The following is a 16,936-nucleotide window of genomic DNA, read 5'->3' as shown; positions in this document are numbered from 1 at the left end:
CGATGCCCGGTCGCCTGTTTTTGACATCACCCCTTGCGGAGATAAGCGATGTTCTGGGCATCGATACATCAGCGTACGATAATGACCCGCCCCGCCATAACATTGCACCGGGCCAAGAGATTCTCTGCCTCACCACCAAGGGCGTTTCCCGCATGAGGTGGGGCATCATTCCAGTGGGCCGCGTCAATGCGCGGGGCCGTCCGGTGATGGAAACGCTGATCAACGCAAGATCAGAGACGGTTTTTGAAAAATCCGCCTATGAAGGCACAGGGCGGGCGGTTGTGCCGGTAGACGGCTGGTATGAATGGACCGGCGAGAAACGAAAAAAGACCGCGTGGCGGATATCGGCAAAGGATGGCGGATTGCTTTTCTTCGCGGCGATCACCGATGTCTGGCGCGGCCCCGGCGGCATCAAGGTGGAGCAGGTCGCCACAGTGACTTGCCCGCCAAACGCAGATGTTGAACCGATCCATCACCGCATGGGTGTTCTGCTGAGGCCGAGCGATATCGCGCTTTGGCTGCAAGGGCAGGTCTCAGAGGTGCAGAGGCTCATGGTCCCATGGCCCGAAGGCTTGTTGCGGATCGAGAAAGCGGAAGGCGTTGATTGGTCGGGAGCTTAAGCATCCTGATCCTTGCACATTTCTTTGGCATCCCGCGCCCATGGTGCATTTTCTTACCCTTTCAATAATTTTACCAGTTGATAAAAAAATGAATCCGTGAGACCGTTTTTAAAAATCAGGTCATTCAGGGGTGTACCAGATGTCATCAGACGTTTTTGCCGAAGGGATCAAGCCGGGCCGGTTGGATCAAGAGAGTTATGAGGCGCAGTTTTCGGATTTGCATCCGCCACTTGATGCGCATGAAGCGCTGGTGGCCGCTGATCGCTGCTATTTCTGCCATGATGCGCCCTGTATCACGGCCTGCCCGACGGACATTGATATCCCGCTGTTCATTCGCCAGATCGCCACAGGCACGCCGGATGCGGCGGCCAAAACGATCCTGAGCCAAAACATCATGGGCGGCATGTGCGCACGTGTCTGTCCGACAGAGACATTGTGCGAAGAGGCCTGTGTGCGTGAATTGGCCGAGGGCAAGCCGGTGCTGATTGGTCAGTTGCAACGCTACGCCACCGATCATTTACAAGAACAGGGCGTGCATCCCTTTGAACGAGGCGCGCCTTCGGGCAAGACGGTTGCGGTGGTCGGTGCAGGGCCAGCGGGCCTTTCTGCGGCGCACCGTTTGGCGATGATGGGGCATGATGTCGTGGTACATGACGCGCGGCCCAAGCCCGGCGGGCTGAACGAATACGGGATCGCCGCCTACAAGACCCCGGATGGTTTTGCGCAAGGCGAGGTGGATTGGTTGCTGAAAATCGGCGGCATTACCCTGAAACATGACGTGGCCTTGGGGCAGGGGATCACCCTGCAAGGGCTGCGCGATACCTACGATGCGGTTTTTCTCGGGATTGGTCTGGGCGGTGTGAACGCGCTTGGCGCGGATGGCGAGGACAAGGACGGCGTGACCGACGCGGTGGATTTCATCGCCGATTTGCGGCAGGCCAGTGATCTGGCCAGCGTACCGATTGGTCGCGATGTTGTGGTGATCGGCGGCGGTATGACCGCTGTTGATGCCGCCGTGCAGGCCAAGCTGCTGGGCGCATTGAATGTCACGTTGGTGTATCGCCGGGGCCGCGACCGTATGAATGCCAGCGCATTTGAACAAGACCTCGCAGCCTCAAAGGGCGTGCGGATCGTGACTCATGCAGTGCCAAAGGCGGTGCATGGCAACGGCGCGGTGCGTGAGATCGAATTCGAATACGTAGACGAGGACATGAACGGCACGGGCCAGACACTGCGCCTTGCGGCGGATCAGGTGTTCAAGGCGATTGGTCAGACCCTTGAGGGGGACGACCTGCCAGAGCTGGATGGCCGCAAGATCAAGGTGGATGGCACGGGTCGGACATCGCTTGATGGTGTATGGGCCGGGGGCGATTGTGCGTCAGGCGGTGACGATCTGACAGTGACAGCAGTTGCCGAAGGCCGCGATGCGGCTATGGATATGCATGAAGTGTTGAGCGCCTAATGCAATATTTTCACACCACCCTGCCTTTGAATGGACGAGGGGAATGAGCGGCGCTGTCGATCATATCGAACGGCATTATGCGCAGTCGGACCTCTTCGAGAAGATCATCGAAAAGCTTGCTCAGTCAGGGATCGAGGAGGCGCAGATCACTGCGCAAATCCTCAAGCCGATTGATGAGTTTCATATTGGCGGCATCGCGGCAACCAAGGCTTTGCTTGATCCGCTGGGGCTGACTGCGGACACGCGGCTGTTGGATATCGGATCGGGGATCGGTGGAACGGCGCGTTTCATTGCCAGTGAATATGGCATCAAGGTCGTCGGCATCGACCTGACGCCGGACTTTGTAACCTGCGCTGAAAAGCTGAGCGAGATTGTGGGCGCGAAGACGTCCTTTGAGGTGGGCAGCGGAACGCAGTTGCCTTTCGCCGATGTCAGTTTTGACGCGGCCACGTTGATCCATGTCGGTATGAACATCCAAGATAAGGACAAGCTGTTCGCGGAGGCTGCACGGGTTCTGACCGATGGCGGAGTCTTTGCTGTCTATGATGTGATGCTGTTCGGCGGGCAGCCGGAATTTCCAGTGCCTTGGGCGACCACGGCAGAGGATTCTTTCCTCGGAACGCCAGCTGACTACAAAACTGCGGCACAAAAGGCAGGTTTCACCCTTGAGATCCGCAATGACCGGGGTGCGTTTGCAAAACAGTTCTTTGCCGACATGCAGGCCAAGATAGCGGCCTCGGGGCCGCCGCCGGTAAGCTTGCCAATGCTGATGGGGGACGCAGCCCCAAACAAGATGGCCAACATGATTGGCGCGGTCCAGGCAGACCACATCCAACCCGTAGAAATGATTTTTAGAAAGGGCTGAGGCCCGACAGGAGACGCAAGATGGCAGATCTTTCTTCGAATTTTATCGGGATCAAATCCCCAAACCCGTTCTGGCTGGCCTCTGCGCCGCCGACGGACAAAGCCTACAATGTGCGCCGCGCCTTTGATGCGGGCTGGGGCGGTGTTGTGTGGAAAACCCTTGGGTTAGACCCACATGTCGTCAACGTGAACGGGCCGCGTTATGGCGCAATTTACGGTGCTGACCGGCGACTCTTGGGCTTGAACAACATCGAATTGATCACCGACCGTCCGTTGCAGACCAATCTGGACGAAATCAAAGAGGTCAAACGCGACTACCCCGCCCAAGCGATGATCGTGTCGCTCATGGTGCCTTGCGAGGAAGAGCCGTGGAAGATGATCCTGCCGATGGTCGAAGAGACAGGCGCGGATGGGGTTGAGCTCAACTTTGGCTGCCCACATGGGATGAGTGAACGTGGCATGGGCTCTGCCGTGGGGCAGGTGCCGGAATACATTGAAATGGTCACGCGCTGGGTCAAGGCGAACACGCGTATGCCAGTGATCGTCAAGTTGACGCCAAACATTACAGACGTGCGCAAGCCCGCCGAAGCGGCCAAGCGTGGCGGCGCGGATGCGGTGAGCTTGATCAACACAATCAATTCGATCACCTCGGTTGATCTGGACCTTTTTGCGCCGGAACCCACCATTGACGGAAAAGGCGCGCATGGCGGCTATTGCGGCCCTGCGGTGAAACCCATTGCCTTGAACATGGTGGCGGAAATCGCCCGCGATCCGGGCCTGCAAGGCCTGCCGATCAGCGGCATTGGCGGCGTGACAACCTGGAAAGACGCGGCGGAGTTCCTCGCGCTTGGGGCTGGCAACGTGCAGGTCTGCACCGCCGCGATGACCTATGGCTTCAAGATCGTGCAGGAAATGATCTCGGGTCTGAGCGATTACATGGACAGCAAGGGCATCTCATCCGTTGACGAAATCGTCGGCCGCGCGGTGCCAAATGTAACGGACTGGAACCAGCTGAACCTGAACTACATCGCCAAGGCGAAAATTAATCAGGATCTGTGCATTTCCTGCGGCCGTTGCTTTGCCGCTTGCGAGGATACTTCGCACCAGGCGATCGCCATGTCCGAAGACCGCACATTTACAGTCATCGATGAGGAATGCGTGGCTTGCAACCTGTGCGTCAACGTTTGCCCCGTCGAAGACTGCATCACGATGGAGGCAATGGCACCGGGCGAGACTGATCCACGGACAGGAAAAGTTGTCCAACCGGATTATGCCAACTGGACAACCCATCCCAATAACCCTGCGGCCAACGCTGCAGAATAACATCTCCTCCCGACCTGTTGACCTTACCCTTTCTTGAGAAAGGGCGAGGTCGGCAGCGGATCGGGCATCGACACTTCAGGAAGGCCGGCACCTGGTAAGGGGGCCGGTTTTTCTGTTTGGGTTTGCGCAGCGACGACCGAACTTCGGGTCGCATCCGCAGGGCGGGGAAAGGCGCCGCTGATCCTTTTGCGAAACAGCGCTGCATTTGCGCCTTGATCGCTGGTGCCACTGCTGCCAGATCCGGAAAAACCGGTGCTGTTGCCTGCCGCACGCCCCTGCGCGGCGGCGATGGTCGGCGCGATGACGGGAACAGTGTGGGTTTCTGCCGACACACCTGGCGGAGGCGCCTGTGTGACAAAGGGGTTTGAAAGTAAGATAGAACTCATCCTGTGCTCCGATCTTGATCAAGAGGAGCCCGCCACCCGCAATTACCTTGGGGCAAATGTGTAAATGATTTCCTAATACAGTGGACCAGCGTCAATTACGGTAAACCAAAGGTTCACGGTGCCAGCAATTTCCGAAACATGGTTTGCAGATGGGTGGCAGCGCCGTCAAAAACCTCTGCACCGCCCCCCAAAAGCGTATCCACCTGAACTTCGAAATCGGCATAATGCTGGGTTGTTGCCCAGATCGAGAACAGCAAGTGCCGTGGGTCCACCGGTGCGAGCTTCCCCGCCTTGACCCAACCCGTGATTACGGCACATTTTTCGTCAAACAATGGTTTCAGCCCATCATGCAATTGCGCCCCCATGCGCGGTGCGCCTTGCAGGATCTCGTTGGCAAACAAGCGGCTTTCGCGAGGCAAATCGCGGGTCATGTCCAGCTTGCGCTGCACGTAGGCCAGGATTTCCTCCAATGGATCGCCGCCCGCGTCCATCTCGACCAAAGGATCAAGCCAGGTTTCCATCAACTGGCTCAGCAGCGTGACGTGGATCTCTTCCTTGCCGTTAAAGTAATAAAGGATATTGGGTTTGCTCAGTCCGGCCTCAGTCGCGATCTGGTCAAGAGTCGCGCCGCGATACCCATGGCGGGAAAAGACTTCGAGGGCGGCATCAAGGATCACGCGGCGATTGCGCATCTGAATGCGACTTGGCTTTTTCGTATCTGGCACCGTGGCGAAATCCTTGTTGTTGCCGCAAAAACAGGCATCCTAGGTCTATACCGCCTTTGCAGGTAAAACCAGTTCTTGACAGGGAACATGGTAGACGCAATCGTGTATTTACCAAATGGTAAAATTTCTGATGATAGCCGATCAAGGAGCCCGCCCATGCCTGCCCCCGGAGAAAACCTTAAGATCAACCCCGATCGTTTGTGGGACAGTCTGATGGAGATGGCCAAAATCGGGCCGGGCGTGGCAGGCGGTAACAACCGCCAGACACTCACCGATGAAGATGGTGAAGGCCGGTCGCTCTTTCAAAAATGGTGCGAAGATGCAGGCTGCACCATGGGGTTGGACCAGATGGGCAACATGTTTGCCCGCCGCGAGGGCACAGATCCCGATGCATTGCCCGTCTATGTGGGCAGCCATCTGGACACCCAGCCAACAGGCGGCAAATATGATGGCGTTTTGGGGGTTCTGGGCGGGCTTGAGATCCTGCGCACGATGAATGATCTGGGGATCAAGACCAAACATCCGATTGTCGTGACCAATTTTACCAATGAAGAGGGCACGCGCTATGCGCCCGCGATGCTGTCATCGGGAGTGTTTGCTGGCATTCATACGCAAGACTGGGCTTATGACCGCGAAGATGCCGAAGGCAAGAAATTTGGCGATGAACTCAAGCGGATTGGCTGGCGCGGTGAAGAAGAAACCGGTGCCCGCAAGATGCACGCCTTTTTCGAACTGCACATTGAGCAGGGCCCGATCCTTGAGGCGGAGGGCAAGGACATCGGAGTTGTCACGCATGGGCAGGGTCTGAGCTGGACGCAAGTGACGATCCACGGCAAGGACAGCCACACCGGATCAACGCCAATGCCGATGCGCAAGAATGCCGGGCTGGGCATGGCGCGCATTTTGGATAAGGTGGACGAGATTGCATGGTCCCATGCGCCCCATGCCGTTGGCGCGGCGGGGCATATTGATGTCTTTCCCAACTCACGCAATGTGATCCCGGGCAAGGTGGTATTTACCGTTGATTTCAGGTCGCCCGAGTTGAGCGTGATCGAAGATATGGAGGCGCGCTTGCGTGTCGAGGGTCAGAAGATTGCCGATGACATGGGCCTTAAGATCGAATTTGAGAAGGTCGGCGGATTCGATCCGGTGGCCTTTGACGAAGGCTGCGTGACTGCGGTGCGCAATGCGGCGGAGCGTTTGGGCTATTCGCATATGAACCTGATCTCCGGTGCAGGACATGATGCCTGCTGGATCAACCGTGTTGCACCTACGGCGATGGTTATGTGCCCTTGTGTTGATGGTCTGAGCCACAATGAAGCCGAAGAAATTTCCAAAGAATGGGCGATGGCCGGGGCGGATGTGCTACTGCATGCGGTGGTAGAAACAGCGGAGGTTGTGGGGTGAGACGTGCGACGATCCTTTTGAAAAGATCGGGCCGGAATTTTCATAAATTCCGGCGATGACGGACAGCGGTCACCAGCCTTCAACAGCGCAGCGGGTTGATGCCTTGCTGGACGCCGAACTGGACGAGGCCGCAAACAGTCAGGACACCGTGCTGCGGCAGACAGCGCAGGATTTTGCGTCGCTGCGATGTCCGCCCGCCGAGGTCACTGTGAATTTCTCCGGCGGGCTGACCCAGCGTTGTTGGTCTGTCAGTCGGGGCGATGGCACCTACCGGGTGGTCTATCTGCCCAAGGCGGGATATTTCTCGCTATGTGTGGAGAGCGATTTTGGGCCGCTGGATATCGGTGTGCATGGGCCTGCGCTGGGTTGTTTTGGATCGGTTTGACTTGGGGCGCTGCCCCAAACCCCGGAGTATTTTGGGGCCAAAAAGAAAGAAGATGGGAGAAAGACGATGAGCAAGGTGATCAAGGGCGGAATGGTTTGCACGGCAGACCGGACGTGGAAAGCAGATGTGCTGATCGAGGGAGAAACGATCAAGCAGATCGGTGAGGACCTCAAGGGAGATGAATACATCGATGCCGAAGGCGCCTATGTGATCCCCGGCGGCATTGACCCGCACACCCATTTGGAAATGCCCTTCATGGGCACCACGGCGGCAGAGACATTCGAGACCGGCACATGGGCGGCGGCCTGTGGCGGGACAACGATGGTGGTCGATTTCTGTCTGCCCGGCGCGGATGGGTCGATCAAGAACGCGATCAACGAATGGCACCGCAAGTCGGCGCCGCAGATCTGTTCGGATGTGGGCTATCACATGGCGATCACCGGTTGGGACGAGAATGTCTTTAACGAGATGAAAGATGCCGTGGATATGGGGGTGAACTCCTTCAAACATTTCATGGCCTACAAAGGCGCATTGATGATCGAGGATGATGAGATGTTCGCCTCTTTCAAGCGCTGTGCCGAGTTGGGTGCCTTGCCGATGGTGCATGCAGAGAACGGTGATCTGGTCGCCGAGTTGCAGCAGAAGTATTTCGATCAGGGGATCACCGGTCCGGAGGGGCATGCCTATTCGCGCCCGCCGGAGCTTGAGGGCGAGGCGGCAAACCGCGCGATCACGATTGCCGATACTGCAGGTGTGCCCTTGTACATTGTGCATGTGTCCTGCGAGCAGACCCATGAGGCGATCCGCCGGGCGAGGCAGAAGGGGATGCGGGTTTATGGCGAGCCGCTGATCCAGTTCCTGACCTTGGACGAGAGCGAGTATTTCAACAAGGATTGGGATCATGCCGCGCGGCGCGTGATGTCGCCTCCGTTCCGGTCAAAGGACCATCAGGACAGTTTGTGGGCCGGGTTGCAAGCAGGCAGCCTCCAAGTGGTGGCCACGGACCATGCGGCCTTCAACACCGACCAGAAACGCGCCGGGCGTGATGATTTCCGGATCATTCCAAACGGGTCGAACGGGCTTGAGGAACGTCTGGGCGTGCTTTGGACCGAGGGTGTGGAAACCGGACGCCTGACGCCAAATGAATTTGTCGCCGCGACCTCGACCAATGTGGCGAAGATTCTCAACATCTATCCGCGCAAGGGTGCCATCGTTGAGGGGGCCGATGCCGATATCGTGGTATGGGATCCCAAGATCACCAAGACCATCAGCCCCGCCAATCACCATTCGATTTTGGATTACAACGTTTTCGAGGGGTTTGAGGTCACGGCCAACGCACGCTACACGCTCAGCCGCGGTGATGTGATCTGGGCCTGGGGCCAGAACAGCCAGCCACAACCGGGCCGAGGCAAGTTTATTCCGCGTCCTGCGTTCCCAAGCGCCAATGTGGCGCTGAGCAAGTGGAAGGCGCTGACCAGCCCGAAGATGATCAAACGAGACCCACTGAACATTCCGGCGGGTATCTGATAGGACAAGACATTCAAAAGGGGTGGCCGGGCGCTGCCCCTTTGCGAGGGACATGAAGTGACTGAAAAGCAGAGCGTGATCAGCGCCAAGAACCTAGACCTGACCTTTCAAACCAATGACGGGCCGGTACATGCGTTGAAAGACGTGAACCTTGAGATCAAGGACGGCGATTTTGTATCGTTCATTGGCCCGTCAGGCTGTGGCAAGACCACATTTTTGCGGGTCATGGCGGATCTGGAGCAGCCCACGGGCGGGACCGTGACCGTGAATGGTGTGAGCCCCGAAGAGGCACGACGCCAGCGGGCCTACGGCTATGTGTTTCAGGCGGCGGGGCTTTATCCCTGGCGCACGATTGGTGGCAATATCCGGCTTCCGCTTGAGATCATGGGGGTGCCACGCGCGGAGCAGGCCGAGCGGGTGCAGCGGGTTTTGGAGCTGGTTGAACTGGCCGGTTTCGAAAAGAAATTCCCCTGGCAGCTGTCGGGCGGGATGCAGCAGCGTGCGTCGATTGCGCGGGCGCTGAGCTTTGATGCAGACATTCTGCTGATGGATGAGCCTTTTGGCGCGTTGGATGAGATCGTGCGCGATCACCTGAATGAACAATTGCTGCATCTGTGGGAACGAACGGGCAAGACCATCGCCTTTGTCACCCATTCAATCCCCGAGGCAGTTTATCTGAGCACAAAGATCGTGGTGATGTCGCCGCGTCCGGGGCGGATCACGGATGTGATTGACAGCCCGCTGCCCAAGGACCGCCCTTTGGACATTCGCGACACGCCGGAGTTTCTCGAAGTGGCGCACCGGGTGCGTGAAGGGCTGCGTGCGGGGCATCAAGATGATTGACCCGCAGTGGACGCAGACAGGTCAGATGAGTTTTTCTAGCCAAATGAAGCAGGGGGGCGGCGCATGAGGGGATCTGTTGTTCCTGTTTTGAGCGTTGTCGGGTTTTTGCTGGTGATGTGGTACGCGGCTGCGGTCTGGCTGAATGCACCTTGGGCCTATGATAAAGCCACGCGCAGCGGTGAGGTTCTGACCACCTCGACCCTGATCGCGGATACGTGGTCACAAGAAAAGCCCAAACTGCCTGCACCACATCAGGTGGGCAAAGAGATTTGGAAAACCACGGTTGAGAAAAAGATCACCTCCAAACGGTCGTTGATCTATCATTCCTGGGTGACACTCAGCGCGACTTTGCTGGGCTTTGTAATGGGCACCGGGCTTGGCATTTTGTTGGCGGTTGGCATTGTCTACAATCGCACCATGGATATGAGCGTGATGCCCTGGGTCATTGCCTCACAGACCATTCCCATTCTGGCGATCGCACCTATGATCATCGTGGTGCTCAACGCGGTTGGCATTTCGGGGCTTTTGCCCAAGGCGATGATTTCGATGTATCTGTCGTTTTTCCCTGTGGTTGTCGGCATGGTCAAAGGCCTGCGCAGCCCCGATCAGATGCAGCTTGATCAGATGCGCACATGGTTTGCGAGCAAATCCCAGACGTTTTGGAAGCTGCGCCTGCCGGCGTCGATGCCATATCTCTTTACATCGCTCAAGATCGGCATGGCGGCGTCACTCGTCGGGGCCATTGTGGGCGAATTGCCAACAGGCGCGGTGGCCGGTTTGGGTGCACGTTTGCTCGCTGGTAGCTATTATGGCCAGACAATACAAATCTGGTCTGCTTTGTTGATGGCGGCGGCACTGGCAGCGACGCTTGTCGGCATCATTGGGATCATTCAGCGTGTCACGCTGAAACGGATGGGGATGGCGTGATGGGCTGGCTTGTCTTTGCAGCGGTTGCCTGGATCGCGGGTTGGATGCTCAACGTCTGGCTGGCGCGGCGCCCGCCGTCGCGGCTCACGGGGCTGGCCTCTCCCATCGTGTTTGGCATCACGTTGATTGCGGTCTGGGAAGGGGTCGTGAACGGCTTTGAGATCAATCAGGTCTTGTTGCCCGCGCCCAGCGTCATTGCCGTGCGCTTTGCATCCTCCACTGCGATCTTGTGGGTGGATTTTGTGCAGACGGTCCTCAAAGGCGCACTTTCGGGATATATCATCGGCTGTGGGTCGGCATTCCTGATTGCGGTGGCCATTGACCGGTTCCCGTTTTTGCAACGCGGGCTGTTGCCGGTCGGCAATTTTGTGGCCGCTTTGCCGGTGATCGGGATGGCGCCCATTCTGGTGATGTGGTTCGGGTTTGACTGGCAATCCAAAGCGGCGGTGGTCGTGGTCATGGTGTTCTTTCCGATGTTGGTGAATACTGTGCAGGGATTGCAATCAACCGATGCGATGCAGCGCGACCTGATGCGGACCTATGCGGCGGGCTATTGGAAGACCTTGCTGAAGCTGCGGTTGCCTGCTGCAATGCCGTTTGTGTTCAACGGCCTCAAGATCGGGACAACGCTGGCGTTGATCGGGGCGATTGTTGCCGAATTTTTCGGCTCTCCGGTCAAAGGCATGGGGTTTCGCATTTCAACATCGGTCGGACAGCTTGCGCTTGATCTGGTCTGGGCCGAGATTGTGGTGGCGGCGATTGTCGGATCAGCCTTTTATGGGTTGATGGCGCTGGTCGAAAAACATGTGACATTCTGGCATCCAAGCCAGCGGAAATAACTACGATATGAAGACCAACCAAGAGGGAGATAACAAAATGAAAAAATTTACAAAATTGGCAGCCGGTGCGGCGCTGGGTCTATGGGGGACCATGGCGCAGGCGGCAGACGATGTCACATTGCAGCTGAAATGGGTCACGCAGGCCCAGTTCGCGGGCTACTACGTGGCGCTGGACAAGGGCTTTTACGAAGAAGAAGGCCTCAACGTTACAATCAAACCGGGCGGCCCTGACATTGCGCCCACACAGGTTCTGGCTGGCGGCGGCGCAGATGTAACCGTTGACTGGATGCCATCTGCATTGTCAGCACGCGAAAAAGGCTTGCCGATGGTGAACATCGCCCAGCCGTTCAAAAGCTCTGGCATGATGTTGACCTGCCGCAAAGATGCAGGCGTGACCAGCACAGACGATTTTAAAGGCAAAACGCTGGGCGTATGGTTCTTTGGCAACGAATTCCCGTTCCTGAGCTGGATGAGCAAACTGGGCATTTCGACCGATGGCGGCGATGATGGCGTCACGGTGCTCAAGCAGGGTTTCAACGTGGATCCGCTTTTGCAGAAACAGGCCGCTTGCGTGTCAACCATGACCTACAACGAATACTGGCAGGTGATTGATGCGGGTCTGACACCGGACGATCTGCAGGTGTTCAAATACGAAGACCAAGGCGTCGCGACGCTGGAGGATGGCCTGTATGTTCTCGAAGACAAACTGTCTGATCCGGCGTTTGAAGACAAAATGGTCCGCTTTGTACGGGCGTCCATGAAGGGCTGGAAATATGCGGAATCCAATCCGGATGAAGCCGCGGAAATCGTTCTGGACAACGATGCATCCGGCGCACAGACGGAAATGCACCAAAAGCGCATGATGGGCGAAGTGGCCAAGCTGACCGCGGGCAGCAACGGCGCACTTGATCCGGCCGATTATGAGCGCACGGTGGCATCCTTGCTGTCTGGTGGTTCCGATCCGGTGATCTCCAAAGCGCCTGAAGGGGCCTGGACACATCAGATTACGGACAAAGCGCTGAACTAAAACGACCTTGCATTGAGACGCGAGAGGGCTGGCCACGCGCTGGCCCTTTTCATTTTGAGGAATAACCGATGAAAAAGGTAAAGGGCGATTTGATCGCCTTGGCACAGGCCGGTGCTTTTGATGTGATCGTGCATGGCTGAAACTGCTTTTGCACCATGGGCGCAGGAATCGCACGAGGAATTGCGAAGACATTCCCCGAAGCGCTGGCGGAAGACAAAAGAACGGGTAAGGGGGATCGCGGCAAGTTGGGCCAGATCTCGGTTGCCGAGATTGCACAGGGTGATCTTCGGCTGACGGTGGTCAATGCCTACACCCAGTTTGATTGGCGCGGGCAGGGGCGGAAGGCAGACTATGATGCAATTCGCAGCAGCTTTTCCATCATTGCAGATCGGTTTGCCGGAAAGCGGATCGGCTTTCCGATGATCGGCGCAGGGCTGGCGGGCGGAGACTGGCAGGTGATCGAAGGCATTATCGAAGCTGAGTTGGCCGGGCTCGATTACACATTGGTTGTCTTTGACAGCTAGTATCCTGAGCCTAAGTAAAAAGGGCCGGCGCAACGCCAGCCCTTTCCATCAAACGAATACGCGGCAGGTCTTATAGAACTGTCACAACTGTCCCGACGGGCACACGTTCGTACAGGTCTTTCACGTGCTCATTCAGCATCCGGATACAGCCGTTGGACACCGAGCGGCCGATGGAATTGGGCTGGGTGGTGCCATGGATGCGGAAATATGTGTCTTTGCCGTTCTGGAACAGATACAGCGCCCGTGCGCCCAAGGGATTGTCAGGGCCGCCGGGCTGGGCTTCGGTGTTGCCGATGAACCGCTTGTAGGCTTTGGGGTCGCGTTCGATCATCTCGTCGGTCGGGCGCCATGTGGGCCATTCTTTCTTGAGCGCAATCGTCGCCGTGCCGGTAAATTCAAGGCCGGCCTTGCCGACACCAACGCCATAGCGGATGGCTTTGCCCGGTGCGGTGACGAAGTACAGGTAATGGCTGCGCGGCAGAATCAGCAGTTGACCGGGCTGATACTGGCGTTTGATGCGCACCTCTTGCGGAGTGGGATCATAGGCGGCGGACTCTGCCATGGCGAGTTGTGGAAGGGCGGTGGCGGCCAGCGTGCTGGCCAAAAATGTGCGGCGGCGCATAGGTCGCTCCATGTTCGTTATGTAAAACCAATTTTATTGTCGCAAACTAAGGCGCGTTGGCAACCCTAAGGCAACAAAAAACCGGCCTACTGTTGCCAGTAGACCGGTCAATTTTGCGTGTGGGCAAATGCCCCCAGCCCTTAGGCCAGTGCGATGTTTGTCGCGCTTTCGCGGCCGTCACGGCCTGCTTCGACGTCGAACGTCACTTTTTGGTTGTCGGCCAGACCTGTCAGGCCTGCGCGCTCAACAGCAGAAATGTGAACGAAAACGTCCTTGCTGCCGCCATCGGGTGCGATAAAGCCGAAGCCTTTAGTTGTGTTGAACCATTTTACGGTGCCAGTGGCCATATCCGTATTCTCCATTTTAGTGCCATCCGCGTAGATGCGATGGCCCGGCTCTGTTGGTCTGGATCGAAACTGAGCGCCGTAAAAGGAGACAGGGGTCGAAATAGAATAACGTTTGCAACCCGCCTTATGGCAGTTTGATCAGATTCGCACAAGAGGGCGTAACAGGGCGGGCGAAAGCTTGCCCATGTGACAGTTCTCGTCCCTTTTTGCCTTATTCTCGGCCAAGTTAAGGCGAACAAACCCAATATATTAAGGAATACCCTGAAAAGACTGGAAAACACCAAGACCTAGAATTGTCTTAAATCGGTCGCAAAGAAGCCCGCAATAGGGGGATAACTTGGCCATATGCCAGAAGGTTGTGCCGATGGGGGTCGGTACCAAAATCTTGAACGAGAGGGAATAGAAATGCGCATACTTGCAGTTGATGACGATCCAATTATCCTTGATCTGCTCAAGGGTTCACTGAACAAAGACAACAGCGGCGATCTGATCTGCTGCGAAACGGCGGAAGCCGCGCTGGAGGTTCTGCAAGCTCAGACCACTCCGATTGACTGCTTCCTGCTGGATATCATGCTGCCGGGTATCGACGGGATCGAGCTGTGTGAGCAGATCCGCGCGATGAAATCATATCGCACCACACCCATTATCATGATCACCGCCAGCCGCGAAGCTGATCTGATGGGCCGGGCATTCCATGCGGGGGCAACTGATTTTGTGTCCAAACCGCTTGATGGGATCGAACTTGGCGCGCGGATCAATAGTGCGGGCATGCTCAATGACAGCCTGCACCGTGAGCGCCATGCGCAACACACGCTGGCGGAACTGACCGAAAAGACCAAGATCCGGTTTGATCAAGCCGTGTCGCTGGACACCGGCGGTGTCACCGATCTGCTGGCGCTTGAAAATGAATTGCTGCGGATGCCGGCGGGTGTCTATGCGATGAACCTTGTTGCCATCGACGTGATGGGCCTGCGCGGTGTATTGCGGGCTGCGGGCAGCCCCGCGTTCCGCCGCAACCTCGAACAGGTCGCCGAGGCTGCCAAAGAGGCACTTGATGGCCGGGTCTGGAAGATGGGCTATGCAGGCAGTGGCCGTTTCCTTGCTGTGGTCATGGGCCGTGCGCGGTTGAACCACGCAGATTTGCAGGAACATATGAACGAGGCGCTGACCAGTGGTTGGAATATGGAAACCAACGGCACGCCAATGCCACCGGAAATTCAGGTCACGCCAATGACTGACAAACGTCTGTGGACAGGGTTGAGCGCCAGCGACATGCTGCGCGAGCATCTCCAGAACAAGGACATGATGCAGGAACTGGCCGCCGACCGTGAGAACGAGCTGTTTGAACCGCTCGAGAACGCGGCCTGAACCTAGACCTCTTTTAATTCAAAAGGCGGGGCATGATCATCTCATGCCCCGCCTATTGTTTGTTCGGAAGTGTCCAGATCGCGATTAACGCACGAACTTTTTATGCTTCAAGCGCTTTGGCTCAAGCGCGTCGGCGCCCAGACGCCGCTTCTTGTCTTCTTCATAGTCTTCAAAGTTGCCTTCGAACCATTCGACGTGCGCCTCGCCTTCAAAGGCGAGGATGTGTGTGCAGATCCGGTCGAGGAAAAAGCGGTCGTGGGAGATGACCACGGCGCAGCCGGCAAAATCGACCAGCGCATCTTCGAGGGCACGCAGGGTTTCGACATCAAGGTCGTTGGTCGGTTCATCGAGCAGCAGGACGTTGCCACCTTCTTTGAGCAGGCGCGCCATGTGGACACGGTTGCGTTCCCCACCCGAGAGCAGGCCAACCTTCTTCTGCTGATCGCCGCCCTTGAAGTTGAAGGAGGAACAATAGGCGCGGGAGTTCACCTCGGCGTCCCCCAGTTTGATCAGTTCGGCGCCGCCGGTGATTGCCTGCCATACAGTATCATCATCGGCCAAGTCATCACGGGACTGATCAACATAGGAGAGATCAACGGTTTCACCATATTCGATGGTGCCTGCATCGGGCTTTTCCTGACCGGTCAGCATCTTGAACAGTGTTGATTTACCCGCGCCGTTGGGGCCGATCACGCCGACGATGCCACCGGGGGGCAGATCAAAGCTGAGATCTTCGACCAGCAGTTTGTCGCCCATGGCTTTGTTCAGGTTCGCCACCTCGATCACCTTGTTACCAAGGCGGGGGCCATTGGGGATGACGATCTGGGCACGGGTCAGTTTCTCGCGCTCTGACTGGTCGGCCATTTCGTTATAGGCGTTGATACGGGCCTTGGACTTGGCCTGACGGGCCTTCGCGCCCTGGCGCATCCACTCAAGTTCGCGTTCAAGCGTTTTCTGTTTGGACTTATCTTCACGGGCTTCTTGCGCCAGACGTTTGGCTTTCTGCTCAAGCCAGTCAGAATAGTTGCCCTCGTAAGGCACACCTTTGCCGCGGTCGAGTTCCAGAATCCAGCTGGTGATGTCATCCAGGAAATAACGGTCGTGGGTAACGATCAGGATGGTGCCTTTGTAGTCCATCAGGTGCTGTTGCAGCCATGCGATGGTTTCGGCGTCAAGGTGGTTGGTCGGTTCGTCAAGCAGCAGCATGTCAGGCGCTTCAAGCAGCAGTTTACACAGCGCGACGCGGCGGGCTTCGCCGCCCGAGAGGTCTTTGATGTTGGCATCATCGGGCGGACAGCGCAGGGCCTCCATCGAAACATCGATCTGGCTGTCCAGATCCCAAAGGTTCTGCGCGTCAATGTCATCTTGCAACTTGGCCATCTCGTCGGCGGTTTCATCCGAGTAGTTCATGGCCAGCTCGTTGTAGCGATCAAGGATCGCCTTTTTGTCGGCCACGCCCAGCATGACGTTTTCGCGCACGGTCAGGCTTTCATCCAGCTTGGGTTCCTGCGGCAGGTAGCCCACTTTGGCCCCCTCGGCGGCCCATGCCTCGCCCTGAAAGTCCTTGTCCAGACCGGCCATGATCTTCAGCAGGGTAGATTTACCCGCACCGTTTACACCGACGACGCCGATCTTCACGCCCGGCAAAAAGTTCAGGTGGATATTCTCAAAGGTTTTCTTACCGCCCGGATAGGTCTTGGAGACGCCGGACATGTGATAAACGAATTGATAGGCGGCCAT

General features: G+C 57.1%; 17 protein-coding genes and 1 pseudogene. 13 read left to right on the top strand and 5 right to left on the bottom strand.

Features of this window, described 5'->3' with window-relative positions; translation table 11 throughout:
* Positions 1-2 precede the first annotated feature (2 nt).
* From K3754_RS17150 to preA, 4 genes are all read left to right on the top strand, one after another.
* Entirely contained in the window at positions 3-620 is a 618-nt protein-coding gene (locus tag K3754_RS17150; RefSeq protein ID WP_259938820.1) for an SOS response-associated peptidase, read from the top strand.
* 139 nt (positions 621-759) lie between these two features.
* On the top strand, positions 760-2,082 hold the full coding sequence (locus K3754_RS17145) for an NAD(P)-dependent oxidoreductase (protein WP_259938819.1): 1,323 nt from the start codon (positions 760-762) through the stop codon (positions 2,080-2,082).
* A gap of 43 nt (positions 2,083-2,125) precedes the next feature.
* Positions 2,126-2,947 carry a class I SAM-dependent methyltransferase gene (locus K3754_RS17140; protein ID WP_259938817.1) on the top strand — a complete coding sequence of 274 codons (822 nt, stop codon included), beginning with the start codon at positions 2,126-2,128 and terminating at the stop codon, positions 2,945-2,947.
* Between the two features lie 20 nt (positions 2,948-2,967).
* Positions 2,968-4,269 carry an NAD-dependent dihydropyrimidine dehydrogenase subunit PreA gene (preA, locus tag K3754_RS17135; protein WP_203209930.1) on the top strand — a complete coding sequence of 434 codons (1,302 nt, stop codon included), beginning with the start codon at positions 2,968-2,970 and terminating at the stop codon, positions 4,267-4,269.
* A 23-nt stretch (positions 4,270-4,292) separates the two neighbouring features.
* On the opposite strand, the gene K3754_RS17130 is transcribed toward preA, so the two are convergent.
* The gene (locus tag K3754_RS17130) at positions 4,293-4,655 is read right to left on the bottom strand and encodes a hypothetical protein (RefSeq protein WP_259938816.1); all 363 of its coding nucleotides are present in this window, start codon (positions 4,653-4,655) and stop codon (positions 4,293-4,295) included.
* Positions 4,656-4,768: 113 nt separating this feature from the next.
* Positions 4,769-5,347, bottom strand: coding sequence for a TetR family transcriptional regulator C-terminal domain-containing protein (locus tag K3754_RS17125; protein WP_259943392.1), 579 nt, complete (start codon positions 5,345-5,347; stop codon positions 4,769-4,771).
* 189 nt (positions 5,348-5,536) lie between these two features.
* Between K3754_RS17125 and K3754_RS17120 the strand changes: the two genes are divergently transcribed.
* The 8 genes and pseudogenes from K3754_RS17120 to K3754_RS17085 all read left to right on the top strand — a co-directional run.
* Positions 5,537-6,787 carry a Zn-dependent hydrolase gene (locus K3754_RS17120; protein ID WP_259938814.1) on the top strand — a complete coding sequence of 417 codons (1,251 nt, stop codon included), beginning with the start codon at positions 5,537-5,539 and terminating at the stop codon, positions 6,785-6,787.
* Between the two features lie 55 nt (positions 6,788-6,842).
* Positions 6,843-7,172, top strand: coding sequence for a hypothetical protein (locus tag K3754_RS17115; RefSeq protein WP_259938813.1), 330 nt, complete (start codon positions 6,843-6,845; stop codon positions 7,170-7,172).
* Positions 7,173-7,238: 66 nt separating this feature from the next.
* The gene (hydA, locus tag K3754_RS17110) at positions 7,239-8,699 is read left to right on the top strand and encodes a dihydropyrimidinase (RefSeq protein WP_259938811.1); all 1,461 of its coding nucleotides are present in this window, start codon (positions 7,239-7,241) and stop codon (positions 8,697-8,699) included.
* Positions 8,700-8,756: 57 nt separating this feature from the next.
* Positions 8,757-9,542, top strand: a complete 786-nt coding sequence (locus K3754_RS17105) for an ABC transporter ATP-binding protein (protein ID WP_203209936.1) — start codon at positions 8,757-8,759, stop codon at positions 9,540-9,542.
* 63 nt (positions 9,543-9,605) lie between these two features.
* Entirely contained in the window at positions 9,606-10,469 is an 864-nt protein-coding gene (locus K3754_RS17100; RefSeq protein WP_203209937.1) for an ABC transporter permease, read from the top strand.
* Complete coding sequence (locus tag K3754_RS17095; RefSeq protein ID WP_259938810.1) at positions 10,469-11,308, top strand: ABC transporter permease; 840 nt, start codon at positions 10,469-10,471, stop codon at positions 11,306-11,308. Before K3754_RS17100 ends, K3754_RS17095 begins: the two co-directional genes overlap by 1 nt.
* A 37-nt stretch (positions 11,309-11,345) precedes the next feature.
* Positions 11,346-12,335: an ABC transporter substrate-binding protein gene (locus K3754_RS17090; protein WP_203209939.1), complete on the top strand. Its 990-nt coding sequence runs from the start codon at positions 11,346-11,348 to the stop codon at positions 12,333-12,335.
* A 152-nt stretch (positions 12,336-12,487) separates the two neighbouring features.
* A pseudogene (locus K3754_RS17085) lies at positions 12,488-12,859 on the top strand (macro domain-containing protein); the annotation flags it as partial.
* A gap of 70 nt (positions 12,860-12,929) precedes the next feature.
* On the opposite strand, the gene K3754_RS17080 reads toward K3754_RS17085, so the two are convergent.
* Positions 12,930-13,481: a L,D-transpeptidase gene (locus K3754_RS17080; protein WP_203209941.1), complete on the bottom strand. Its 552-nt coding sequence runs from the start codon at positions 13,479-13,481 to the stop codon at positions 12,930-12,932.
* A gap of 140 nt (positions 13,482-13,621) precedes the next feature.
* Complete coding sequence (locus K3754_RS17075) at positions 13,622-13,828, bottom strand: cold-shock protein (protein ID WP_025049574.1); 207 nt, start codon at positions 13,826-13,828, stop codon at positions 13,622-13,624.
* Positions 13,829-14,233: 405 nt separating this feature from the next.
* Between K3754_RS17075 and K3754_RS17070 the strand changes: the two genes are divergently transcribed.
* Positions 14,234-15,196: a response regulator gene (locus tag K3754_RS17070; protein WP_203209942.1), complete on the top strand. Its 963-nt coding sequence runs from the start codon at positions 14,234-14,236 to the stop codon at positions 15,194-15,196.
* Between the two features lie 84 nt (positions 15,197-15,280).
* On the opposite strand, the gene ettA is transcribed toward K3754_RS17070, so the two are convergent.
* Complete coding sequence (ettA, locus tag K3754_RS17065; protein WP_203209943.1) at positions 15,281-16,936, bottom strand: energy-dependent translational throttle protein EttA; 1,656 nt, start codon at positions 16,934-16,936, stop codon at positions 15,281-15,283.

Origin of the sequence: Sulfitobacter sp. M368 (assembly GCF_025141875.1) — a bacterium.
Lineage (GTDB): Bacteria > Pseudomonadota > Alphaproteobacteria > Rhodobacterales > Rhodobacteraceae > Sulfitobacter > Sulfitobacter mediterraneus_A.
The sequence above is the reverse complement of the archived record's forward strand: the minus strand, read 5'-3'. Positions and strand labels throughout refer to the sequence as shown.